Consider the following 22,655-nt stretch of genomic DNA (forward strand, 5'->3'; position numbering starts at 1 on the left):
AACAGCCTTTTGTTAAATATTCTCTATTAATGTCGAGTGATTGCTTGTTTTAGAAAAATCGACATAAAAATAATTCAGCTTTTTAGATTTATCTAGAAAGGAAATTTCCCATACAGGAATTTCATCCTTCATCCCAAGACGAATCCCCAAAATTTTATTAGGATTTTTTTTCTCCATAAGTTTATGAAGAGCTTCTTTTTTGGTTATTCCATCTGCCCACTTCATTATGGTTATATTATCGGACAGATTATCTGGAATCCATACCGCAACTTTGGAGCCATTTTTTTGTTTTCCTACCACAACGGAGTATGCCTGTTTTCCATTATATTGATAGAACTGATCTGTTGTAACAAGATCTGCCTTATCTTTTGCCTCTTGGACGGCGTTTTGTCTAGCTGTATTAAGTGGTTTTACTGCCTGAATATAAACATTCACAAAAAATCCGATAATCACTAAAACCGTTATAGTTATTCCTAATATCCATTTTTTCATTTTTAGCCTCTTATGTACGATATATCGTAAAAATCGCTTTTTTGTCATCCTTTGCATCTAATGCAAGTCCAAACATTAAATCCTCTTGCTTAAGAGTTCGATTCAGCGCATCTACAATTTTATACAGATCTGCATGGTGATCGATTTTCACGGAAGAAAGTACTTCAATTTTGCTTTCCATTTTTAATCCCTCTTTACACACAAATTTTGTTATTCATATTGAGTTCGAATGATGGTCACAATAATTATTAAATACACCTCATCATTATAACAGTAAATGAATATAAAATGATGAATAATTTTAATTCAAAAACTACCTCTAGTCCACACTCATATTTAACGCTGTACATTGTACAGCGTATTTTTCCTCTTATCACCAATTAAAGCCACTTTTCAATCTTATCAATAATCTCTGACAAATTTCCATGTTCCATTTGGACTGCAGGAATAGACTTTATAAATGCCTTTCCATACGACGTCGTTTCAATTCTTCTATCAAATACAATAACGACTCCCTTGTCCGTACTCCTTCTTATAAGCCTGCCAAATCCTTGTTTAAAACGGATAATCGCTTCTGGTAAGGAATGTGCAGTAAAGGAATTTTTTCCACTTTGCTTATAAAATTCATTAATGGCCTCTGTGATTGGATCATCTGGTGGGGAAAATGGTAATCGAACGATTACCAAACACGACAAATCCTCTCCTGGAATATCAACGCCTTCCCAAAAACTACTGGTACCAAACAATATGGATTTATCAAAACGTTGAAAATTCTTTGTTAATCGGGTCCTACTACCTGAGGTAATTCCTTGTGCAATAAGAACGAATTCCTCCAATAATCCTGAGCTTCTCATATAATCATGAGCCATCCTTAGCAGTTCATAGGAAGTAAAAAGTACCAACATCCTTCCTTTCGTTGCTTGAGCAATTCCTATGAGATGATTTGTAATTACTTCAGCGTATTCTTGCAAAGAAACCTGCTGAATCTCCGGGATATCGTTTGGAATAATTAATTTTGTTAATTTATGAAAATCATAAGGCGAAGGTATTTGTTTTTCTATAACATTAGACATCAAATTTAACCCAACAGCCTCTTTAAAATAATGAAATGATTGATTAATCGATAATGTCGCAGATGTAAGGAATACGCTTTTCATTTTCTCAAAAAGCTTTTCATTTAATTGCATTTGTACTGTAACTGGCTGAGCCTGGATAATAATGCTGTTTGGAAGAGCTCGCTTATCGCCTTCCATCCAATACACATAATGATCTAATGGATGAAGTAGAAGTGCTATAATACTAATGCGCAGCTGTTCAAAATCAGACATAAGTCCATACATCTCTTCTATTATTGCTTTATCCTTGTTATTAAGCTTTTCGCTCTCTTTATTTAAGGATTCTAATCTTTCTTGAATTCCTTTTTGGACATCTATCATTAGTGCATTTATTTGTTCTGCACCTAATAGAACGGCATTCCACCCATTGCCTTGAAGAATGTCTTTTTTTAATCTTATTTTTACTTTAGGCTGTAGCTGCTCTTTCTTGCTGACTGATTGAATGAATTTGCCGAACATCATAAATAACTCATCTAAGGCAAACTCAAGCTCCTGAATCATAAAATCAATTTCAAATACATGGTTTTCTACGGTTATGCCATGCTTCTCCACTAATTTTTCTAGTCGGAAATACAGCTGTTTCTTCTCATAAATACCTAGTCGACTCAGCAAAAATTTACACGCAATATACTCTAGCTTTATAGATAAATGCTGGCGTGCAGCATGCTCTAAATGATGTGCTTCGTCAATTACGAGATAAGAAAAGTCTGGAAATATCTTAACATCCTGTGCAAGCTCCGTGAATAGCATGGCATGGTTTGTTATAATAATATCCGCATCTAAGGCAGATTTTTTTGCAAAAAGATAAAAGTCTCTTGACACCCAAGGGTTCTTTTCCTTCGTTAAATGCCAATCGTTATGTTTTATTCTATTCCATAATAAAATTCCGCCGCTTGATAAATTTAATTCATCGATATCCCCTGAGACCGTTTCTGTAAGCCATACTAAAATTTGCATCTTTGTCAACAGTGAATCATACTGAAAGTCTCTTTCTAATAGAGATTGTTCAAATTTAAACATATTCAAATAATGATTTCTGCCCTTAAGTAATACCGTTTTAAATGAAAAAGGCAAAATATTGGATAAAATCCTAATTTCCTTCCTCATTAATTGTTCCTGGAGCTGTACTGTATAGGTACTTATTACAACAGGTGACTTCTTTGTGTATGCAAAATAGATGCTAGGTAGTAAATAACCAATTGATTTTCCTGTACCTGTTCCAGCCTCTACGATAGCAACTTTTTCATTTTGAAAGGAATCATAGACAATATCCATCATTTCAAATTGACCGGCTCTACGTTCATAACTCTTTATGTAGGATGAAATTATCTTTTCCTTTTCATCTGCTGTTTTTGGGTAGATAGGTTTTTCCCTGTAATGATCAACTTTAACAGAGTTAAGTTTCTTTTTAAGGGCAATACCCCTGTAAACTTCTATATCATGAGGCAAATCTTCAATATGATTCCTTTTTTCCGATAATATATTGTGAAAGAGACTATCTATATTACTTTTTAAGTGAATCGAAAAATCAGCTAATTTCTCCAATGTAACTAACGGCAGCCGTTTTGCTTTACGTAATAAATATAAAAGCAATTCAGCTGTTACAATTGCATCGCTATCTGCCTGATGTGGTCTTTCATGGGATAAAGACAAACTTTCTGCAAGCTCTGCCAGCTTATAACTATCTGCTGTTGGAAGTATAATTTTAGCCAATTCAACCGTATCTATTGTCATTCCTAAAAAGGGCTGTACCCCAACTCGTTCAAATTCATTCTGCAGAAATGGCAAATCAAATAAAACATTATGCGCAACAAAAATATACCCCTCCAAATACTCCCTTAAGGTAGGGGCAATTTCCTCAAACAAAGGAGCATTCATTACCATATGATCATTAATACCTGTTAATTCTTCGATAAAAGGAGGTATTAAGATTTCCGGATTAACAAATGTTGTATATTGGTCAATAATTTTTTCGTTCTCTATTTTGACCGCGGATATTTGAATAATTCTTTCGCCTTTCTTGGGGGAATTTCCAGTTGTTTCAATATCCACGACAACAAATTTTTGGTCCATAAAATCACCTAATTTTTGTATAAAGCTTCCGTACTAGGCAGTACTCTATTACCCAGTATTTAAATTAGTGTAGCATAATTTTTTTCGTAAATACATAAAAACCGCATCAAGAATTGATACGGTTTTTATCATGCTTAAACCATTATAGTTGCTTCAGGCTCATGTGAAATCATTTCTTTAATTTCATTATTCTTCCCCATAATTGCAATTTTAGGCTTATGGAATGGAATTTCGGCATTCTCTATCATCGCATAGGAAATAATAATCACGATATCTCCAACCTGAACGAGTCTTGCTGCTGCTCCGTTTAAACAAATAACCCCACTACCCCTTTCACCCGCAATAATATACGTTTCGAAACGAGCACCATTGTTATTATTCACAATTTGTACCTTTTCATTTTCTACCATACCGACAGCATCTAAAATATCTTGATCAATTGTTATACTGCCAACATAATTTAAATTTGCTTCTGTTACAGTAGCACGGTGAATTTTTCCATTCATCATTGTGCGAAACATGCTGTATCCTCCTTATTTATATCCAATCAATTTATCTTCAGTATAAGATTATCGATTAGTCTTGCTTTTGAAAAATGTACTGCAAGCGCAATAATAATTTTTCCACTTATTTTGTTAAGTGGCTCTAATGATGGATATTGATATATTTCAATGTAATCTATCTTACCGCTTGTAGTTGTTTGTATATGTTTTTTTAATTCCATAATAATATTATTGACATTTTTTTCTCCATTTGAAATGGCCACTTTTGCCATTTGCAAGCCCTTATGAAGCTGTACGGCTTCTATTCTTTCTTGATCGGATAAATAAACATTTCTTGAGCTTTTTGCAAGTCCGTCATCCTCTCGCACAGTCTCGACTGCAACTAATTCGATAGGAAAAAAGAAGTCATTGATTAAACTATCTACTACCGCGACCTGTTGCGCATCCTTCAATCCAAAGTAAACTTTGTTAGGCAGAATAAGATGAAATAATTTCGTCAGTACTGTTACAACACCATCAAAATGACCCTCTCTTTTTTTTCCACATAATACATTCACGCGCTTTTGAACAGAAAGTTGAATAGATAAAGTGGTTGGGTACATTTCCTCTACAGATGGAACAAATAAATAATCCACTCCTGCATCTTTGGCTAATTTCTCGTCGCGTTTTATGTCTCTTGGGTATGTTTCAAAATCTTCATTCGGACCGAACTGTAGAGGGTTTACAAATATACTCATAACTACTACATCGTTATCCTTCCGGGCTTTTTTGGCCAAGGTAAGATGTCCTTCATGCAAAAAGCCCATTGTAGGAACAAATCCAACTTTTTCCCCATTTTGTTTATGGTTAAATGCAATTTCCTGCATTTCTTTCCGTGTTGTAATTACTCTCATTATCTATTTTCCTCCGTAAAAGTGTGTTAATTCTTCCGCTTGCATGGAAAAGCTGTGGCTCTCCTCTGGAAAGGCTCCACTTTTAACATCACGGATATATTGACCAATGCTTTCTATAGCTAGCTCATTAATATCGCTATATTTTTTCACAAATTTAGGAACCCTGTCTACACCGAAAGACAATAAATCATGGAAGACTAGCACTTGGCCGTCAGTACCTATTCCCGCTCCAATACCAATGGTAGGGATTTTTAATTCAGCTGAAACTTGTTCTGCAATTTGCTTTGGAACACATTCTAACACGACTGCAAACGCGCCAGCTTCCTCACACATTTTCGCATCAAGGATAAGCTGTTTAGCTGCTTCCGCCGTTTTACCTTGTACTTTATAACCGCCAAAAATACCTACCATTTGTGGCGTTAGTCCTAAATGTGCCATAACAGGAATTCCTGCATTAGTAAGCGCACGAATCATCGTAATCACTTCACCGCCACCTTCCAGTTTGACGGCATTTGCACCACCCTCCTGAATAATCCGGGCAGCCCCTTGTAAAGTATGTTCACGATTTAGATGATAACTCATAAATGGCATATCCGTTACAATAAAGGTATTTTTAGCACCTCGTTTAACTGCTTTTGTATGGTGAACCATATCATCGACTGTAACAGGTATTGTCGAATCGTATCCTAAAACGACCATTCCTAACGAATCACCCACTAATATCATGTCAATACCTGCTTGCTCGACAAGCTTAGCACTTGGAAAATCATATGCTGTTAACATGGATATTTTTTCAGCAGTCTCCTTCATTTTCAGAAAATCCGTTGTTTGCTTCATGCAAATTCCCCTCTCATAAATTGTTCAGGCGGTACCTTAAACCTGCCCTTACAATGGGAAGAAGGTGAAACACTTTTGTTGATAATAATTAAGGCTATTTTCGCATAGATTGTTGCCGTACCAAATAAGTTCAACAACCCGTATAACTGTAATACTTTTACAAAAATAGCCATAATTAAAGTTAAAAAGGAGTCCCTCAAGGCAGAAGGACTCCTGTAGCAGCTTTCTTTTTGTTTCGACCCTCTGTCCCCGTCCATATTGGATCAAGGCAGAACAATATTCAATTAAATAAAGCTAAAAAAAGGTGCAGTTCCTAAGGATACTACCCATTCAAAGTATAGCAAATTTATTTTTAATTGACTATTATTTTTAAACCAGCATATTACTTAATTTCGATGTCTGCGGAGTATATCTCATGGATTTTTCCTGTATTGTCCTGTATTTTTAGTACCCCATCATCTGTAATACCTAAAGCTTTGCCAGAAATATTTCCGGATATGGTTCGAGCTACAATATCCTTACCTAAAGATACAGCATAGCTTTCCCAAAGGAGTTTTAAAGGAGCAAATCCTTGCTCTAAATAAAGCAAATAATACTTCTCGAGTTTTTCTAGAATCCTTTTTACTAGGTCTGAACGGGATATTTCCTTTCCTGATTCTATGGATAAAGAGGTTGCAACCTGCTGTAATTCCAAAGGAAAATCATCCTTCTTCTGATTTACATTCATTCCAATCCCCATTATAATGGCATTTATTTTATCTGAATCAGCTTGTAGTTCTGTTAAAATCCCCGTAATTTTTTTACCGTTTAGTAAAAGATCATTAGGCCATTTTATATCCGGACTTATTCCGCAAATATCCTCAATAGCTTGCGAAACTGCAACAGCAGCAATTAATGTAAATTGAGGTGCTTTTCCCGGAGGAAGCGTTGGCCTTAAAACAAGGCTCATCCAAATACCAGTATATTTAGGTGAATGCCAATTTCGGGCTAATCTACCTCGCCCATTTGTTTGTTCCTCCGCAATAACAAGAGTGCCATGAGGACAGCCATCCTGTGCAAGCCTATGTGCGATCTTTTGAGTGGAGTCCGTTGATTCAAAATAATGGATGGACTTCCCTAATTCGTTGGTTTTGAGCCCTAATCTCAATTCATTTTCGGTGATATTCTTTGGGGTTCCGACAATTCTATAGCCTTTATTGCGAATTGCTTCTAATTCAAATCCTTCTTTTCGAAGTTCCTCCATATGCTTCCATATGGCAGTTCTTGAACATCCTAAAATATCTGCTAAAGCTTGTCCTGAAAGAAACTCGCCATTTGCATTTGAAAAAGCATCAATCAGTTTTGTTCTCGTTGGTGATTGCACGATTTGTAATCCACCCCTTTATTGCTTCTTTATTGTTATTTACTTTTCTTAAGAGAACTGCCTCTTCTATTCTATTTAGCATCTTTTTAATCCATGGTCCGGGACTCTGTTCAAACCATCTCATTAAATCCGTACCACTCACTGCTAATTCATCCCTGCTTTTAATAACCATTTGGTTGAATTTATTAGACAATTCCTTATATATTCCAGCAGTGCTTACATTTTTTAATGTGCGATAAACTGTTTCGATATCTATTGCCATTTCTAAATTCAAAGGGTATAAATCAATAATGGACCATTCTCGGGCATGTTTGTTTTTTAAAGCATGTAAACAGGTCACTAAATATTTGATTTTTTGATTAGAATGGCGCCACTTTTTCAAATAGACAGCTGGATCACCAGTTTGCAAGTACAGCATTATTAGCCATATTTGATTTTCTGAGAGGGAATCTATATTAAAATGAATACATTTGGTTAATGAACTTTTCGTTTCAGCAGCACCTGGTAAATAATCCACTAGAGTAGACTGTAAAAGTAAAGACAATGCTTTTCTTTTAGCGGTGCCATTCAATAACTTAACAAATTCATTGGTCATTCGTTCCACTGCAATAAATTTTAACAGACTGGCGTTTTGAAACAGAGCTTGTTCCGTACATGGTTCAATATTAAAATTCAACTTACTAACGAACCGAACTGCCCTCATCATTCGGAGAGCATCTTCGTGAAAACGTTCGTCTGCTTTACCTACAGTGCGAATAATACCATCTTCGATATCCCTTCTACCATTAAATGGATCCTCCAATTCACCATACTGATTCATGGCTATTGCATTCATGGTAAAATCTCGTCGTTTTAAATCCCCTTCGAGCGATCTAATAAATTCTACCTTATCGGGATGTCTATAATCCTTATACTCTGTCTCTGCTCTAAAAGTGGTAATTTCATAGTTCTCTTTATTATAGAAAACTAAAACGGTCCCATGCTCTATTCCGACATCGACTGTATTTGTAAAAATTGCTTTGATTTCCTCTGGTCTTGCAGATGTGGCAATGTCAACATCCGATATAGTTCGGTTTAACAGAAGATCACGAATAGCTCCTCCGACAAAATATGCTTCATATCCATTGGACTCAATTTTTTGCAAAATCGGCAAAGCACTCAGGAATGGTTCCTTCATTGAACCACACCTTTTAGCAATAAGTGATAATAGATTTCCTCATACTGATCCACAATTTTTCGCGACATAAAATCCTCTTTAACACTTTCCATTGCATTATTGGAAAACACATCATGAAGAATCGGATCTTTTAATAAAAGCAGTGCCTTTTCAGCAATGGCTTCAATATCCCCGACCTCACAAATATATCCGTTTTTCCCATCCTGAATAACTTCAGGAATGCCACCGATATTGGTTCCGATACAAGGAACACCACATGCCATTGCTTCAAGGGCAACCAATCCGAAGCTTTCCTTTTGAGAAAGCAGGAGTTTCAGATCGCTAATCGAATATAGCTCTTCTAAGCTATCCTGTCTGCCTAAAAGTAACACACGATCCTGTAGTTTCAAATCATTTACTAATTTGCAAACTGGAGTCATTTCAGGACCATCACCTACTAATAATAATTTCGCAGACACTGATTCACTAATTTTTGCAAAAGCTCTTACTACATCCTGAACTCTTTTAACCGCACGAAAATTAGATACATGAATAATAACCTTTTCATCTGGGAGTATTCCATATTCTGAACGTAAATGGTGTGCGTCTACCTTTTTGTAGACTCGTTCATCAATAAAATTGTACACGGTTTGAATATCTTTTGCCGGCTGTATTAAGTCATGTGTTTGTTGGACAAGAGCTTTTGAAACAGCGGTTACAAAATCAGATTGCTCAATTCCAAAACGAATAGCATCTGTTAGAGAGGGATCATACCCTAATACTGTAATATCTGTCCCATGTAAAGTAGTTACAATCTTTAAATCCGTATTAGCCATTTGTTTTGCAAGAATGGCACAAATAGCATGAGGAATTGCATAATGAACATGAAGAATGTTCAGTTTTTCCCTTTTTGCAACCTCAGCCATTTTACTTGCCAAAGCAATATCATATGGAGGGTATTGGAATACAGAGTACTGATTCACCTCCACCTGATGAAAAAAAATATTAGGATACATTTTGTTTAGTCTAAATGGGATGCTGGATGTAATAAAGTGAATTTCATGACCGCGCTCCGCAAGAAGCTTTCCTAATTCAGTAGCAATAACACCTGAACCTCCTACACTAGGATAACAGGTGATGCCGATTTTTAATTTAGTTTCCATTCTGCATTCACATCCAAATTAAGTAGAATCGGTTTCTTTGTCTTAAAACCTTCTGCATAAGTAACCTCTGCTTCTTTGCCAAATAGCCGTTCGCGAGCCTGTAGTGTTTCAATATATCCCTCTGTAAGCGGTGTTTTAACCCCATTTTCGGAGAAAGTAAATTGACTTTTATATGCATAAAGACTTTCAAGCTTTTTATTCATATAATCAGTAATATCCACCATGAAATCCGGATGGTGAAAACCATTTATCATGTAATTATATAAGGATTTTGGTTTATGTACCATTGTTTCTAATTTCGTTTGAAACTTCCGAATTCCGGCTGAAAAAAATGCCTCCTCCACTAAATAGGAGCAATTTGCGTGATCCGGGTGGCGATCTTCATTATAAGGTGCAAATACTAGAGTTGGTTTGTACTGGCGAATAACTTCAACAATTTTTCGGATATTTTCCTCATTTTTAAATAATCCCCGATCTGGAATATTTAGGGTTATCCGCTCGGTCACACCCAAGATTTGTGCAGCTGCATTCGCTTCCTCTATTCTGGATTCTACCGTCCCATTAGAAGATAATTCAGCATGTGTTAAATCACAAATGACTACCTTCTTTCCTTCCTTGGCCCATTTTGCAATAGAGCCGCCCATTCCTATCTCCACATCATCTGCATGTGCCCCAAAAGCTAATATATCTATGTTTTTCATTCCACTTCACCTCTGGTAATCGTTCTCCAGCTGATATCCCCTTTTTCCAATCCTCTAATTAATACTTCTGCCGTTCCCATATTAGTAGCAAGTGGAACAGAGTAAACATCACATAATCTCATTAATGCAGTTACATCTGGTTCATGCGGCTGCGCTGTTAATGGATCCCGAAAAAAAATAACTATATCCAGAAGATTTTTTGCAATCAAGGCACCAATTTGTTGATCTCCCCCATAAGGACCGGATTGGAAACGGTGCACATTCATTCCGGTTGCTTCTGTTATTCTTTTGCCAGTCGTACCGGTTGCATATAGATGATGATTTTCAAAAATATGTTGATAAGCTGTTACAAATCTTACCATATCATCCTTCTTCTTATCGTGAGCAATTAATGCAATCTCCATTTTACACATCCCCTTAATTGGACTATTCCAATATATATTCCAAACCATATACTAGTGTACTAAGATTCAAAACTGTTTCAATACACACTTTAACCCCTGACATGAAAGAGGCTCTGTTATATGAATCATGGCGAATGGTTAAGGATTGACCATCTGCTCCGAATATTACTTGTTGATGTGCTATTAACCCAGGAAGCCTTACGCTATGAATATGCATCCCTTCATAGTTTGCTCCTCTGGCACCGGTCAATGTTTCTTTCTCGTTAACGTGGCCTTGTTCCTTTTTATGACGAGTTTCAGAAATCATCTGCGCCGTTTTTACAGCAGTACCGGAAGGAGCGTCAAGCTTTTGATCATGATGTAATTCAATAATCTCCACATTTGGAAAAAACTTCGCAGCCATTTTGGAAAACTTCATCATAAGAACTGCGCCAATCGCAAAGTTTGGGGCAATAATGCATCCAATTTCCTTCTCCTCAGCTAATTCCTTTAATTCATTCAATTGATCTTCCGTAAATCCCGTCGTGCCTACAACAGGTCTGACTCCATATTGAATGGCAGTTTTTGTATGTAAGTATCCCGTTTCCGGAGTTGTTAAATCAACTAGTACATCAGCATTGCTTTTTTGCAAGCATTCCTCTAAATTCGTATAAATTGGAACTTCGATATTGGCAAAACCATTAATATCGGAAAGTAGCATTCCGTTATTTTTATGGTCTAAAACACCAACCAGTTCAAATCCTTCCGTTTCTTGAACCATTTTAACTGCCTCTTGGCCCATTCTTCCTCTTGGGCCAGCTATGATAATTCTCACCTTATTCATTCGGAATCTCCTTTTTCTTTGGTTATCACTTCTATCATTTTACTTCCTTGTCCAACGATCTTTATCTCTAGTATTAAATTTATGCATTACCTGGTTATGAGCTTCCTCCAGATCTATTTTTAAGGAATTTGCAAGACACATTATAACAAACTGTAAATCCCCCAGCTCTTCTTCTATTGTTTTTTCTTTTTCCGTATTTTTCTTCGGTTTTTCACCATAATAATGATTAATCTCGCGAGCAAGCTCCCCTAGTTCTTCCGTTAGCCTCGCAAGCATTGCAAGTGGGCCAAAATAACCTTCCTTAAATTGACCAATATATTGGTCAACTTCCTTTTGCATTTCTTTTATAGTTTTATTATAGCTCAATACATAAGCACCCCTGTCAAAAATATCTGATACAGCAAAATATTTCCCATTACCATGTTAGCCAATTATCTTTTTATTTACAAATAATTTAAATGAATTCCATAATCTAATTGATAGTTTTCTTGGCATTATATATAATAAGGTCGCTGAGCTATGAAATTATGCCTGTTATACATATATAGGAGGAACTGCTGCATGACTTTTGATTTAAAAGTAAAAAATATCCTCTTTATTTTATTGGGGTCTGCCATTTTTGGTTTTGGGATTGTCCATTTTAATATGGAGAATCATCTTGCCGAAGGGGGCTTTACTGGTATCACCTTAATTCTGTATGCAAAATTTGGAATAAATCCGTCTTATACGAATTTGGCTTTGAATATTCCTGTTTTCTTCATTGGGTGGAAAATGCTTGGAAAGAAATCGTTTTTATACACTTTAATTGGTACAGTGGGAACTTCCGTATTTTTGTGGGTTTTTCAAAGAGATCACTTAAGTTTTCCATTGACTGATGATTTATTCTTGGCTGCACTTTTTGCCGGTGTATTCATCGGGATAGGACTTGGTATAATTTTTCGGTATGGCGGAACTTCCGGTGGGGTGGATATCATCGCTAGATTAGCCTTTAAATATAAAGGCTGGGCAATGGGAAGAACAATGTTTGTTTTCGATGCATGCGTTATTACTCTGTCACTCATTACTTATTTAGACTATCGACAGGCAATGTATACTCTAGTTGCAGTATTTGTCGGTGCAAGGGTAATTGATTTCATGCAGGAAGGTGCATATACAGCAAGAGGCACCTTAATTATTTCTGAAAAACATGAGGAAATTTCAGAAAAGATAATGAAGGAAATGGAACGAGGAGTTACAGTATTAAAAGGTCATGGTTCTTATACAAAAGAAGATAAAGAAGTATTATACTGTGTCGTCGGCAAGAATGAAATTGCTCGATTAAAAGGTATTATTAATTCAGTCGATCCGCATGCCTTTGTTTCTGTAACTATTGTACACGATGTGCTTGGCGAAGGATTTACCTTAGATGAAAATAAACAACCGATTGAGAGTTAAAGAAATAAAGTACAGGTGCCTTGGACAGTGGTGTATGGGTGAGTGAAAATTGCAGTGTATTTTCACCGAGTGAAAATTGCAGTGTATTTTCACCGAGTGAAAATTGCACTGTATTTTTACTTTTGGTGTTTTCGATGCAAGATTCAACTAACACTCATAGGTATATGTCGATTTTCACTTTTCGAAAGGCGTAGACGTACAAATGCGATAGGCATCGGAGCTTGACGTAGAGAATGTTTTTCTTAAAATATCCACAAGTTTTTATTTTATAAACATGAGAACCGGGCACCTTTTGGTACCCGGTTTTTTGTTATATTCTTATTAGTCTATAACTGCATTCTTAATCATCGTTTCGACTCATATTTGTAAAGATTAACAGCATTCTCAGTAATTCTATGACAGCAACCGCCGCTGCGGCTACATATGTTAATGCTGCTGCATTTAAGACTTTACGTGCATGCCGCTCTTCAAGATTGTCTATAATGCCTAATCCGACAAGCTGATTCATAGCCCTCGATGATGCATTAAATTCAACTGGTAGCGTTACAAGCTGGAACAAAACGCCTGCAGCCATCAAAATAATACCAATTAAAAGCATGTTTGGAATTTGCGAGAACATTCCAATCATTAAAAATATCCAAGAAGCATTTGAGCCAATATTGGCAACCGGAACTAAAGAATGGCGGAATCGCAATGCCGCATAATGATCTTTATCCTGGATTGCATGACCAACTTCATGCGCCGCTACAGCTGCGCCTGCTACAGAATATCCATGATAATTAGCAGATGATAAATGAACGGTTTTAGATGCAGGATTATAATGGTCGCTTAAAAAGCCTTGGTGTTCAATAACCTGTACATCATATAATCCATTTTCATCTAGAATTTTTCTTGCAACTTGTGCTCCGTTCATTCTAGCGGTAGACTCAACCTTGGAGTATTTTCCAAAAGTACTTTTCACTCTAAGTTGTGCCCATATTGGAATTAATGCAATAATGATAAAGTAGATGAAAAACAACCCCATTGTAAACCTCCATAATAATTAATATTACTAATCATTCTATTCAATTTTGATAGGCTGGTCAATCATTATGCTCTATTCGTTTTTTATCTTGCTTTTGTCCATTATATTTCCGCCAGCCGACATATGAAAGTGTAAAAATAATAATGGATCCTGTTGTAAAAATAACCCACCATAGGGAAGGATCGGTTTCGTCTCGAGACATGTCATTAAAAACGTGATCCAAATCATTTCCGAGCTCTTCTAGTTTTGCCCGTTCAGAAGGATTTTGCATAATACTTCCTCTAAATTTATCAACAAAACTTATTTTTGCATTTAGCTTCTCCAATTGACTAGTTGGAATATCAACAGATAAACTTGGTTCAATAATAGAAAGTTCCATTAAGAAAGTATTTAAATTGGCTTGAAATTCATCAAAATCTCCATTTGCCGCAGCCTCTATAGCACTTTGAAACGGTGACATAACGGATTCTCTCATATTTGTCCATAGCGGCTGATATTTCGAGTTGAGAGCATCCACCGCCAGGCGAAACGATATTACATACTTTAACTTCTGTTCATGTAAAGCTGTATCGTTCGTAATTGCTTCGATAGCCTGATTTTGTACGGAATGGAGCACTCTGACTTCATCCAAACTAAGTAAATTCGTCTTTTTAGTATAACCAGAAATTTCATCGGAAAAGGATTGTAGAAGAAGTTTTGCTTCCTTATAGTGCTTCATTTTTGTCAATTGTAATATTTCATCAGCAGCATTATCCAATTCTTTTAAAGGCATAGATAATGGTGCCGTTGCTTTTGCATGTTGAATGGATAGAAGTATTAATGCTAACAGAAGGAAAATTGTTTTGATTTTCATTTCTTGTCCCCCCTCAAACTATTACTATATGTATGAATGATGGGACAAGAGTAGACCAAAAAGGACGTATTATAGTGAAAGCTCTAATCGATTCTTTCGAATGCATAAATAATAGGCAATCAATAAAGAAAGAATACTTAACCAAAATGTAAAATATCCAATTTCGCGAACATATATAAATAGATCTTGATATTGAGGAAATTGCATGTAAACGTAGTCAATAATATCATTATGTAAAGTCCAGATCGCCGCTAAAGCAATATGACGCAACTTTATTCTATAAAAAGGAGCAAACAAAAGACCTTCTATCGCCATTGCACCATGCGAAATAATTAACATGTACCCTTCCCATGGCAAATATCCGGATACCATCTTTGTTAATATATTCATTACAACAGCCCAAACACCATACTTAAATAAAGTTACGATAGCAAGAGCTTCAAATAATGGCCAATTACTACGGAACAAAAAAGCAATTAATACGAAAACAAAAAACAAGCTAGCGGTTGGACTATCAGGCACAAATGGTATAAATTGTATGGGGGTAATACTAAGCTGTCCTCTATACCAATAGTAACCGTATACAGTACCTAGAATATTGATAATTAATAGCATCCATAATATTCTTCGATCCAATAAAAAGGGATAGAGAAAACGCAAAACTGAAGCACCTCAATCATTACATGGCATATTTAACCTATTATTTCATTATTCAAATATTTATATGTGCAATAAAAGCTGGCATTATAGCCAGCTTTTATTGATTTACTATTTAGATTTCAAGCTTGCGATGAATTCAGCAAGTTTTTTAAGCTCATCCGGTGTACCTTTAAACTGGTTAGCTGGCATTTTGCCCATACCGTGCTGAGCAATTTTTTCAATTTCTGCAGGACTCTTACCTGTATCAATTAGAGATGGTGCAGCTGCTCCACCTTGTAAGTTATCCCCATGACATGTCACACATGTTTGCTTAGAGAAGATTTTATATCCTTCTGCATTTTTATCAATATCTACTTGTGCAACAATCTTTCCTTGCTCATGTACCTTCGCCCAATCTTCATGAGCGGCAGCTTCCCAAGTAAGATAGATTGTAGCTGCAAGTGCAAGCAGCATAAATCCAGTCGCAAATGGTCGTTTTAATGGACGACGTTCAGGACCGCGGTCAAGAAACGGAGCTAACAATAAACCTCCAAATGCTAGACCAGGAATCGCTATAATACCGATAACACTGTATTGTGCAGATGCATAAGAATACTTAAGTAATTGATAAAGGAATAAGAAATACCAGTCAGGTAAAGGAATATATCCTGTGTCTGTAGGATCCGCAATACGTTCAAGAGGTGATGGATGTGCTACAGTAAGGCATAAAAATCCGATTAAGAAAACTGCACCAACTAGCCATTCCTTCAAAAGGAAATTTGGCCAAAAGGCTTCCGTTTTACCTGGATATTCCGAATAGTCTTTCGGAATCATTTGCTTGCGGTGAGACGGAGCAGTAATTCGGGAATCGCCGACAAACTTCATCCCTTTTCCACGATGCATTTAGTCCCCCTCCTTCGTAAATGTCTATTAATTTCAATCTGCGTAAATTTTACAATGGACCAGAAATACCTTGTTTACGAATCATTAAGAAGTGAGCAGCCATCAATGCCATTAGAACTCCTGGCAAGAAAAATACATGAATGGCAAAGAAACGTGTTAATGTTTGTGCACCAACAATATCAGGATGGCCAGATAATAAAATCTTTGCATATGGTCCGATTAATGGAACCGAGTCTGCAATCTGAAGACCAACCTTTGTTGCGAATAACGCCTTCATATCCCAAGGCAATAAATACCCTGTAAATCCAAGACCCATCATAACAAAGAAAATAAGTACACCCACGATCCAGTTAAGCTCACGTGGTTTCTTATATGCTCCTTGGAAGAAAACACGTAATGTATGTAAGAAGATCATTACAATTACAAGACTGGCTCCCCAATGGTGCATACCACGGACAATTTGTCCAAATGCAACTTCATTTTGAAGATAGTAAACTGATTGCCAAGCGTTTTTGATATCCGGTACATAATACATAGTAAGGAACATACCAGATAAGATTTGAATGACAGTAACAAAAAATGTAAGTCCGCCGAAGCAATAGACAAATGCGCTAAAATGATGTGCAGGGTTTACATGTTCTGGTACCTCATGATCAGCAATATCCCGCCACAAAGGCGTAATATCTAAACGCTCGTCAACCCAATCATATAGTTTATTAAGCATGAATTACGCCTCCTTTATTTAACAAATGCATTTGCTTGCGGTTTTCCTAAGTATAGGTAACCATCTTTGACTTTTGTTGGATAGGAATCCAATGGTTTGGCTGGTGGCGTACCTGGAACATTTTTTCCGCTTTTCTCATAACGGCCACCATGACAAGGACAATAAAATTGATTTGGATGGTCTTTATTTGCATTCCAGTTAACTGTACAGCCTAAATGCTTACAAATAGGTGATAAAGCAACAATGTCTCCCTTGCTGTCTTTATATACCCATGCTGTTTGTGTGACATCTGACTTATACCACGCATCAACTTCTTCATATGTAAAGTCAATCTTTTGTGGTTGGTCTGTTAAATCACTAACTTTTAGCTTAGTAGCATGAAAATCTCCTGCAGCTTCTGTTTTTAACACTGGATCAACTGCAAAACGAACCATCGGCATCAGAATTCCAGCTGCCATAAATCCACCTACACCCGTAAGTGTATAGCTTAGAAACTGACGTCTTGATACAGGATTCTTGCTCATCCCTTTTTCCCCCCTCTAGCAGTAAGGTAAGTCCAATGGACATAATAATCGCACAAATACAATCTAGGACATAACAATGATATATCAAACATATTAGAAGGTCAATAACCTCCGTTTGTAAAAGATGACAACAATGTGACATAATTCCGAAATATTTATTGCCAATTTTGTCCTATTTTACATTTAGTTGTGAATAAAAAATCTTATTTATGAGTAAAAAAAGCTACATTATATATTTTGCCATTTTTGCACTATAATATTTATTAATTGTTTTACTTGATCCTCTAGTAAAGAATGCTTGAATTTTTCTTCCATATTTTCCAAAGGTATTGAAGGAAGCCAAATGATGTTTTCTGAAAAGGGTTCTTTTATATCCCTCCAAAAACTATCGGAAGTGATATAAAAAACATGTAAAAAGCCGTTTTCCTTTAATGTTCCCTCCCATTCCTGTAAAGTGTTCTTTTTGAGGTTCTCATCTGATTCTAATAAGTACGTTAGCGGTGGAAATAACAACATTCTCCCTCTAAATTGATGTTCAAGATGGAGTGTTAGTAAACTAATGAACTCCCCTTGTGATGCTGATTGTTTCATATTATCACCCAAACCAAGAGAGATAAGAGGGACAATTGCCGTATCAATAAATTGCTTTTCTCTTAAATAAAGTTCTACATCTTTGCCATTCCAATTCATATAAACACTCCTACATTTATAATTCCGACAAATCTATCATATCATGCAACATTTTTTTAACCAAGGTAGGTTATCGGTCCTTTTCATAACAAAAAATAAAAGCCCTCATCATTAAGGGGGCTTAGACTTTAAGGAGTTATAAATTCTTAAGCTTTTCTGTCAAAGATAAAAACGCCTCTTGATCATTCCGGTCTAGGGCATCATCAATTTCGCTTAAGATCTTTTCCTTTTGAAAACTAATAATACTTCGCTGCAAAAATTTTTCCGCTATCATTCTGTCCTCATCATTAATTCTCAATAATTTTGGCATAAAAGGATTTTCCTCTAACACAGCAGCATAATGATAAGATATATTGGCATCTTTAAAATTTAATTGAATATAAATATCCTCGTCACGATTCAAGCGTATATCATGAAATGATTTTTCCGTATCAGTAGTCATAATGTTTTCTTTATAAAATCGAAATGGAACAAGATCAACACAATGCGTAGACATGATAAGACCTCTTGGACAATACTGTGCTTCCTCTACAAAATGGACCTTTTCCATTAACTGGTCGTGGCTCATTAAGTAATTTAAGATCCATACTGATTCTCTTCTCTTTAATTGATAATGATTTAAAAACCAGCGAATAAAATCCTTTTTCTCGTTGACAGATACAGGAGTTGCAGCCAAAGGAATCCCTCCTCTGCATAATGATAGTATAGTCCATTATTATTTTTCAAAACGTTCCAAAAGCATAATCCATTCTTCATTCGTCGGGTCTTCTTGTACAAGAGTTTGAAAAATTTGAGCAGCTTCCTCTCTCTTTCCTTCCTCAATAAGAAAATATCCATATTCTTCAAGGAATTCAAGGTTATTCTTTAAATCATTATATGCTAGCTCATAATATTTTAATGCATGTGAAAATTGTTCTAAATGATGATAGCTTACTGCCATATCCCAATAAAGAAGCGGATCTGGTTCACCTTCCTGTTCAAGGACAGAAGAAATTTCCACTACATCTTCATACCTCTTTTGATGCAGGAATAATTTATTTAAGGTTAAAGCAGCATCTATATATCCTGGGTCCAGAACTAAAGATTGTCTAAAATAATCCTCTGCTAACTCTTCATCTCCGGCTTTTAAAGCGATTTTACCTCCAAATTGATATAATTCCTTATTAAATTCATCTACTTTAATGCCTGCTTTAACAACCTCAAGTGCATGAGCAATATCTTCCTCGTGTTCGTATGCTCGACCTAAGTATAAATATAAAGAATGAAATTCAGGGTCCAATTCCTTAAGCTTTAAAAATAGATCAATAGCTTTTCGATAATATCCAGCCTTATACGCGGTAAAGCCGAATCCAAATAAAGTATTTATTTCTAAGTGGTCCTCTAGAGCTTGATCATAATGCGGAAGTGCTTCTTCAAATTCTCCGGCCGAGCTCAATACTTCCGCCAGCCTAGCATGAATATTATTTCCTGCAATATTTTCTTGGCCTTGATCAATTAAGCTTTTAAAATATCTAACCGCATCTACATAATTCCCGCTCGCTGTATATAATTCACCTAATGCAAAATCAATGATCGGTTCATTAGGTAGGATTTCCTTTGCCTCCTGCAGCTTCCGTTCGCTTACTTCTATTAGCCCCTGCATTTGATACAAATCCGCTAATAAAAGCAATGCCCTTGGATAGTCAGGGTCCGTTTCAGATATTGATCCAAGTAAAAAGATGGAATCATCCTCTTGATCTAAATCTAAAAGTACCTCTGCTAATAAAATTTTTAATTCCCCATCATCGGGAAATTGTAGGATCAATTGTTCATAAAGTTCTTTTGCCTCTTTTAAAAACCCTAAATGATATAATTCCTGCGCAGATTGAAAGATCTCTTCATCCGTTCCTTCCGCTTTTATTTTACGTAAATAGCTTTCAGCTTTTTTCATATTTCCATCTTCTATATGCTGTAACATTTGCTGTACAAGTAACATACTGTATCCTTTCTACGATCAATAATTTATTCATAGCTGATTAAGAAAGAGCATTAAACAAAGAGAGAAGTTCTTTTTATTTTAAGCTCTTCTCCAAAACCCGGCCGAAAGTTAACCATATTACAAACCGTTGTAATGCTACCTTTATGAACCATGACGGCTAACTTATCTTTATCATAATGAATACCGGCTTGTTCATCAACTTTATCAGCTTTGAAATATAAGTTATAATTTATTTCGCTCCCTACACTTAAATCTCCTCTTTTTGGGTATACACCAAATTTCTTCAATTTTTTCATTTCAATTGGATTTTTTTCGCGAATTTCATCGAAAACATGCGAAATTTTTTCTTTTTCCAATATTTCTCTCCATAATTTTAAAAGATTCTTTTTCACAGTCTTTTGTTCTGACATTATTATTGGAACTAGTACTGGGTTATAAGGAAACATAGCTTCTCTTATCCATCCCCATGCAATATTAAATATATCCTCCATCCTATTTATTTCCACAAAAATGATAGGGATGCTATTTCTTTTACATTTCCTGATTAATGATGTAGTAAGCTTTTCCAATGGAAGTCTAACAGCCATAATATAATCAATCGGACTATTGAGAAGGAAAAGCATTTTTTTACGCTTTTCTTCTTCAAATTGATTCTCATATTGGATGGAAAAGGTGCTAATCATTGTATTACAGCCTTTTAATAGAAAATTTTCAATAAAGTACTGTTTCATTGCTTGAAAATCAGTAGGAGGGCTATCCAAATCAAGCATTACATGGGTTGGGGTCATAACATAATCAGAAAGATCCATTCTAATATAATGATTTCTTGTATAGGAATCCTTCATCGAGTAAATTTTGTTATCTTTCACTAGTAAAGAAGTTTTTTTTTCCAGGTTTTCTATCGCAATATTTGCTTTTTCAATGATATACATTTTATTCCCTCCAGATTTTTCATTCTATAGACAAGCTATGAAAAATAGAGAATAAAAATGACAAAAAGAAACTACTACTAGTTTCTTTTTGTCCACAAGTGAAATCAATAAAACTACCCAATAATTTTTTGTATATCTTCAAAAAAGCCAGGATACGAGACATTAATTGCATCAGAACCTTCTAGGAAAACCTCTTCCTGACAAATTAACGCAGCGATTGCCAGCATCATACCTATTCTATGGTCCCCATAGCTGCTGACGAAACCTCCGGTTAAAGTAGATTTACCATAAATAATCATTCCATCATCCGTTGCTTCAATTTTAGCACCTAACCGCGTCAATTCCGCTACAACTGCATCAATGCGATTCGTTTCCTTCACTTTTAACTCCTCAGCATTTTTAATGATGGTTTTACCATCAGCCTGTGTAGCAAGCAATGCAATAATAGGGAGTTCATCTATTAATCTTGGAATTATGTCGCCGGATATTTCAATCCCCTTTAGATTCGAGCTCCTAACTGTAATTGTTCCCATCGGTTCAAACATATCCTTACCATTATCATTTATGATAATATCAGCACCCATTTCCTTTAATACATCGATTATACCTGTTCTTGTTGGGTTTAAACCAACATTCTTCAAGACGACTTCACTATTGTTGACAATTGCTGCGGCTACCATAAAAAATGCTGCTGAAGATATATCACCTGGAACATATACGTTCTGCCCAGTCAGTTCTTGGTTTCCTTGCACCGATATATGCCTATTTTGAATGGAGATTTGACCTCCAAATTGCTGTATCATCCTTTCTGTATGGTCCCTTGTTGCAGCAGGTTCAATTATGGTCGTTTCTCCGGCTGCCTGCAATCCTGCTAACAAAATAGCGGACTTTACTTGTGCGCTTGCGACAGGAAGCTGGTAGTTTAAAGGCTGTAACGCATTACCTTGAACCGCAATTGGAGTGTAGTTTCCATTTTCGCGCCCATTAATGCTCGCTCCCATTTCCCGCAGCGGATGGACGACACGATTCATTGGTCTTCTGGCAATTGATTCATCTCCTATAATGACAGAATGAAACGGTCTTCCCGCCAGAATCCCTAGCATTAACCTTGTGGTAGTACCTGAATTTCCTACATCGAGAATATCCGTTGGTTCCTTTAAGCCACTCCATCCTTCTCCAACAATAATAATTTCATTATCATTCTGCTTAATACTTACACCTAATTGCCGAAAGCAAGAAATAGTATTTAAACAATCAGCACCAAATAAAAAATTGCGGACAGTTGTTTCACCATTTGCAATCGAACCAAACATGATTGCCCGATGGGAGATTGATTTATCTCCAGGGACTGAGATTATTCCGTGTAAATTCTTTTGATTATACGTTAGCTGTTTCTGTTCCACTGCTTTCACCCTTTTATCAATGGCTGTT

The 22,655-nt window shown here is 36.0% G+C and carries 26 protein-coding genes; 1 reads left to right on the top strand and 25 read right to left on the bottom strand.

The window, feature by feature from the left end; translation table 11 throughout:
* Positions 1–12: 12 nt before the first annotated feature.
* From KHA87_RS08125 to KHA87_RS08190, 14 genes are all read right to left on the bottom strand, one after another.
* Entirely contained in the window at positions 13–492 is a 480-nt protein-coding gene (locus tag KHA87_RS08125; protein ID WP_213093574.1) for a cell wall elongation regulator TseB-like domain-containing protein, read from the bottom strand.
* 10 nt (positions 493–502) lie between these two features.
* On the bottom strand, positions 503–673 hold the full coding sequence (locus KHA87_RS08130) for a YpmA family protein (protein ID WP_213093575.1): 171 nt from the start codon (positions 671–673) through the stop codon (positions 503–505).
* Positions 674–872: 199 nt separating this feature from the next.
* Complete coding sequence (dinG, locus tag KHA87_RS08135; protein ID WP_213093576.1) at positions 873–3,680, bottom strand: ATP-dependent DNA helicase DinG; 2,808 nt, start codon at positions 3,678–3,680, stop codon at positions 873–875.
* A gap of 134 nt (positions 3,681–3,814) precedes the next feature.
* Complete coding sequence (gene panD, locus KHA87_RS08140) at positions 3,815–4,201, bottom strand: aspartate 1-decarboxylase (protein WP_213093577.1); 387 nt, start codon at positions 4,199–4,201, stop codon at positions 3,815–3,817.
* 26 nt (positions 4,202–4,227) lie between these two features.
* On the bottom strand, positions 4,228–5,076 hold the full coding sequence (gene panC, locus KHA87_RS08145) for a pantoate--beta-alanine ligase (RefSeq protein ID WP_213093578.1): 849 nt from the start codon (positions 5,074–5,076) through the stop codon (positions 4,228–4,230).
* 3 nt (positions 5,077–5,079) lie between these two features.
* Positions 5,080–5,913 (bottom strand): 3-methyl-2-oxobutanoate hydroxymethyltransferase, encoded by an 834-nt coding sequence (gene panB / locus KHA87_RS08150; RefSeq protein WP_213093579.1) that lies wholly within the window; start codon positions 5,911–5,913, stop codon positions 5,080–5,082.
* On the bottom strand, positions 5,910–6,113 hold the full coding sequence (locus tag KHA87_RS08155; protein WP_213093580.1) for a hypothetical protein: 204 nt from the start codon (positions 6,111–6,113) through the stop codon (positions 5,910–5,912). Before KHA87_RS08155 ends, panB begins: the two co-directional genes overlap by 4 nt.
* A 182-nt stretch (positions 6,114–6,295) precedes the next feature.
* Positions 6,296–7,276 carry a biotin--[acetyl-CoA-carboxylase] ligase gene (locus KHA87_RS08160; protein WP_213093581.1) on the bottom strand — a complete coding sequence of 327 codons (981 nt, stop codon included), beginning with the start codon at positions 7,274–7,276 and terminating at the stop codon, positions 6,296–6,298.
* Complete coding sequence (locus KHA87_RS08165; protein ID WP_213093582.1) at positions 7,245–8,453, bottom strand: CCA tRNA nucleotidyltransferase; 1,209 nt, start codon at positions 8,451–8,453, stop codon at positions 7,245–7,247. The genes KHA87_RS08160 and KHA87_RS08165 overlap by 32 nt, the downstream gene beginning before the upstream one ends.
* Complete coding sequence (gene bshA, locus KHA87_RS08170) at positions 8,450–9,595, bottom strand: N-acetyl-alpha-D-glucosaminyl L-malate synthase BshA (RefSeq protein WP_213093583.1); 1,146 nt, start codon at positions 9,593–9,595, stop codon at positions 8,450–8,452. The genes KHA87_RS08165 and bshA overlap by 4 nt, the downstream gene beginning before the upstream one ends.
* Entirely contained in the window at positions 9,580–10,296 is a 717-nt protein-coding gene (gene bshB1 / locus KHA87_RS08175; protein ID WP_213093584.1) for a bacillithiol biosynthesis deacetylase BshB1, read from the bottom strand. The genes bshA and bshB1 overlap by 16 nt, the downstream gene beginning before the upstream one ends.
* Entirely contained in the window at positions 10,293–10,700 is a 408-nt protein-coding gene (gene mgsA / locus KHA87_RS08180; protein WP_213093585.1) for a methylglyoxal synthase, read from the bottom strand. Before mgsA ends, bshB1 begins: the two co-directional genes overlap by 4 nt.
* A gap of 22 nt (positions 10,701–10,722) precedes the next feature.
* Positions 10,723–11,523, bottom strand: a complete 801-nt coding sequence (dapB, locus tag KHA87_RS08185) for a 4-hydroxy-tetrahydrodipicolinate reductase (RefSeq protein ID WP_213093586.1) — start codon at positions 11,521–11,523, stop codon at positions 10,723–10,725.
* 39 nt (positions 11,524–11,562) lie between these two features.
* Positions 11,563–11,862, bottom strand: a complete 300-nt coding sequence (locus KHA87_RS08190) for a nucleotide pyrophosphohydrolase (protein ID WP_213094279.1) — start codon at positions 11,860–11,862, stop codon at positions 11,563–11,565.
* Between the two features lie 222 nt (positions 11,863–12,084).
* On the opposite strand from KHA87_RS08190, the gene KHA87_RS08195 reads away from it, so the two are divergent.
* The gene (locus tag KHA87_RS08195; RefSeq protein WP_213093587.1) at positions 12,085–12,957 is read left to right on the top strand and encodes a YitT family protein; all 873 of its coding nucleotides are present in this window, start codon (positions 12,085–12,087) and stop codon (positions 12,955–12,957) included.
* Positions 12,958–13,297: 340 nt separating this feature from the next.
* On the opposite strand, the gene KHA87_RS08200 is transcribed toward KHA87_RS08195, so the two are convergent.
* The 11 genes from KHA87_RS08200 to aroA form a co-directional block, all read right to left on the bottom strand.
* Complete coding sequence (locus KHA87_RS08200; protein ID WP_213093588.1) at positions 13,298–13,981, bottom strand: zinc metallopeptidase; 684 nt, start codon at positions 13,979–13,981, stop codon at positions 13,298–13,300.
* A 58-nt stretch (positions 13,982–14,039) separates the two neighbouring features.
* The gene (locus KHA87_RS08205) at positions 14,040–14,834 is read right to left on the bottom strand and encodes a sporulation protein YpjB (RefSeq protein ID WP_213093589.1); all 795 of its coding nucleotides are present in this window, start codon (positions 14,832–14,834) and stop codon (positions 14,040–14,042) included.
* A gap of 69 nt (positions 14,835–14,903) precedes the next feature.
* Positions 14,904–15,494: a lipoprotein heptaprenylglyceryl N-acetyltransferase LhaT gene (lhaT, locus tag KHA87_RS08210; protein ID WP_249310212.1), complete on the bottom strand. Its 591-nt coding sequence runs from the start codon at positions 15,492–15,494 to the stop codon at positions 14,904–14,906.
* Positions 15,495–15,602: 108 nt separating this feature from the next.
* Positions 15,603–16,376: a menaquinol-cytochrome c reductase cytochrome b/c subunit gene (locus tag KHA87_RS08215; protein WP_213093590.1), complete on the bottom strand. Its 774-nt coding sequence runs from the start codon at positions 16,374–16,376 to the stop codon at positions 15,603–15,605.
* A 49-nt stretch (positions 16,377–16,425) separates the two neighbouring features.
* Positions 16,426–17,100: a menaquinol-cytochrome c reductase cytochrome b subunit gene (qcrB, locus tag KHA87_RS08220; protein ID WP_213093591.1), complete on the bottom strand. Its 675-nt coding sequence runs from the start codon at positions 17,098–17,100 to the stop codon at positions 16,426–16,428.
* Between the two features lie 14 nt (positions 17,101–17,114).
* Positions 17,115–17,624, bottom strand: a complete 510-nt coding sequence (locus KHA87_RS08225) for a QcrA and Rieske domain-containing protein (protein WP_213093592.1) — start codon at positions 17,622–17,624, stop codon at positions 17,115–17,117.
* Between the two features lie 228 nt (positions 17,625–17,852).
* A complete protein-coding gene (locus KHA87_RS08230; RefSeq protein WP_213093593.1) occupies positions 17,853–18,314 on the bottom strand; it encodes a YpiF family protein in 462 nt (153 codons plus the stop codon).
* Between the two features lie 136 nt (positions 18,315–18,450).
* Positions 18,451–18,990, bottom strand: coding sequence for a ReoY family proteolytic degradation factor (locus tag KHA87_RS08235; protein ID WP_213093594.1), 540 nt, complete (start codon positions 18,988–18,990; stop codon positions 18,451–18,453).
* A gap of 39 nt (positions 18,991–19,029) precedes the next feature.
* Complete coding sequence (locus KHA87_RS08240; protein ID WP_213093595.1) at positions 19,030–20,289, bottom strand: tetratricopeptide repeat protein; 1,260 nt, start codon at positions 20,287–20,289, stop codon at positions 19,030–19,032.
* A gap of 53 nt (positions 20,290–20,342) precedes the next feature.
* Entirely contained in the window at positions 20,343–21,224 is an 882-nt protein-coding gene (locus tag KHA87_RS08245) for a hypothetical protein (RefSeq protein ID WP_213093596.1), read from the bottom strand.
* A gap of 113 nt (positions 21,225–21,337) precedes the next feature.
* Positions 21,338–22,627, bottom strand: a complete 1,290-nt coding sequence (gene aroA, locus KHA87_RS08250) for a 3-phosphoshikimate 1-carboxyvinyltransferase (RefSeq protein ID WP_213093597.1) — start codon at positions 22,625–22,627, stop codon at positions 21,338–21,340.
* Positions 22,628–22,655 lie beyond the last annotated feature (28 nt).

The sequence above is a fragment of the Bacillus sp. FJAT-49736 genome, from assembly GCF_018343615.1.
GTDB lineage: Bacteria > Bacillota > Bacilli > Bacillales > Bacillaceae_C > Margalitia.

Excerpts from the sequence above, each read along its gene's own strand:
- KHA87_RS08125 (WP_213093574.1), bottom strand. The coding sequence starts at position 492 with ATGAAAAAATGGATATTAGGAATAACTATAACGGTTTTAGTGATTATC.
- KHA87_RS08130 (WP_213093575.1), bottom strand. The coding sequence starts at position 673 with ATGGAAAGCAAAATTGAAGTACTTTCTTCCGTGAAAATCGATCACCAT.
- dinG (WP_213093576.1), bottom strand. The coding sequence starts at position 3,680 with ATGGACCAAAAATTTGTTGTCGTGGATATTGAAACAACTGGAAATTCC.
- panD (WP_213093577.1), bottom strand. The coding sequence starts at position 4,201 with ATGTTTCGCACAATGATGAATGGAAAAATTCACCGTGCTACTGTAACA.
- panC (WP_213093578.1), bottom strand. The coding sequence starts at position 5,076 with ATGAGAGTAATTACAACACGGAAAGAAATGCAGGAAATTGCATTTAAC.
- panB (WP_213093579.1), bottom strand. The coding sequence starts at position 5,913 with ATGAAGCAAACAACGGATTTTCTGAAAATGAAGGAGACTGCTGAAAAA.
- KHA87_RS08165 (WP_213093582.1), bottom strand. The coding sequence starts at position 8,453 with ATGAAGGAACCATTCCTGAGTGCTTTGCCGATTTTGCAAAAAATTGAG.
- bshA (WP_213093583.1), bottom strand. The coding sequence starts at position 9,595 with ATGGAAACTAAATTAAAAATCGGCATCACCTGTTATCCTAGTGTAGGA.
- bshB1 (WP_213093584.1), bottom strand. The coding sequence starts at position 10,296 with ATGAAAAACATAGATATATTAGCTTTTGGGGCACATGCAGATGATGTG.
- mgsA (WP_213093585.1), bottom strand. The coding sequence starts at position 10,700 with ATGGAGATTGCATTAATTGCTCACGATAAGAAGAAGGATGATATGGTA.
- dapB (WP_213093586.1), bottom strand. The coding sequence starts at position 11,523 with ATGAATAAGGTGAGAATTATCATAGCTGGCCCAAGAGGAAGAATGGGC.
- KHA87_RS08190 (WP_213094279.1), bottom strand. The coding sequence starts at position 11,862 with ATGCAAAAGGAAGTTGACCAATATATTGGTCAATTTAAGGAAGGTTAT.
- KHA87_RS08195 (WP_213093587.1), top strand. The coding sequence starts at position 12,085 with ATGACTTTTGATTTAAAAGTAAAAAATATCCTCTTTATTTTATTGGGG.
- KHA87_RS08200 (WP_213093588.1), bottom strand. The coding sequence starts at position 13,981 with ATGGGGTTGTTTTTCATCTACTTTATCATTATTGCATTAATTCCAATA.
- KHA87_RS08205 (WP_213093589.1), bottom strand. The coding sequence starts at position 14,834 with ATGAAAATCAAAACAATTTTCCTTCTGTTAGCATTAATACTTCTATCC.
- KHA87_RS08215 (WP_213093590.1), bottom strand. The coding sequence starts at position 16,376 with ATGCATCGTGGAAAAGGGATGAAGTTTGTCGGCGATTCCCGAATTACT.
- qcrB (WP_213093591.1), bottom strand. The coding sequence starts at position 17,100 with ATGCTTAATAAACTATATGATTGGGTTGACGAGCGTTTAGATATTACG.
- KHA87_RS08225 (WP_213093592.1), bottom strand. The coding sequence starts at position 17,624 with ATGAGCAAGAATCCTGTATCAAGACGTCAGTTTCTAAGCTATACACTT.
- KHA87_RS08230 (WP_213093593.1), bottom strand. The coding sequence starts at position 18,314 with ATGAATTGGAATGGCAAAGATGTAGAACTTTATTTAAGAGAAAAGCAA.
- KHA87_RS08240 (WP_213093595.1), bottom strand. The coding sequence starts at position 20,289 with ATGTTACTTGTACAGCAAATGTTACAGCATATAGAAGATGGAAATATG.
- KHA87_RS08245 (WP_213093596.1), bottom strand. The coding sequence starts at position 21,224 with ATGTATATCATTGAAAAAGCAAATATTGCGATAGAAAACCTGGAAAAA.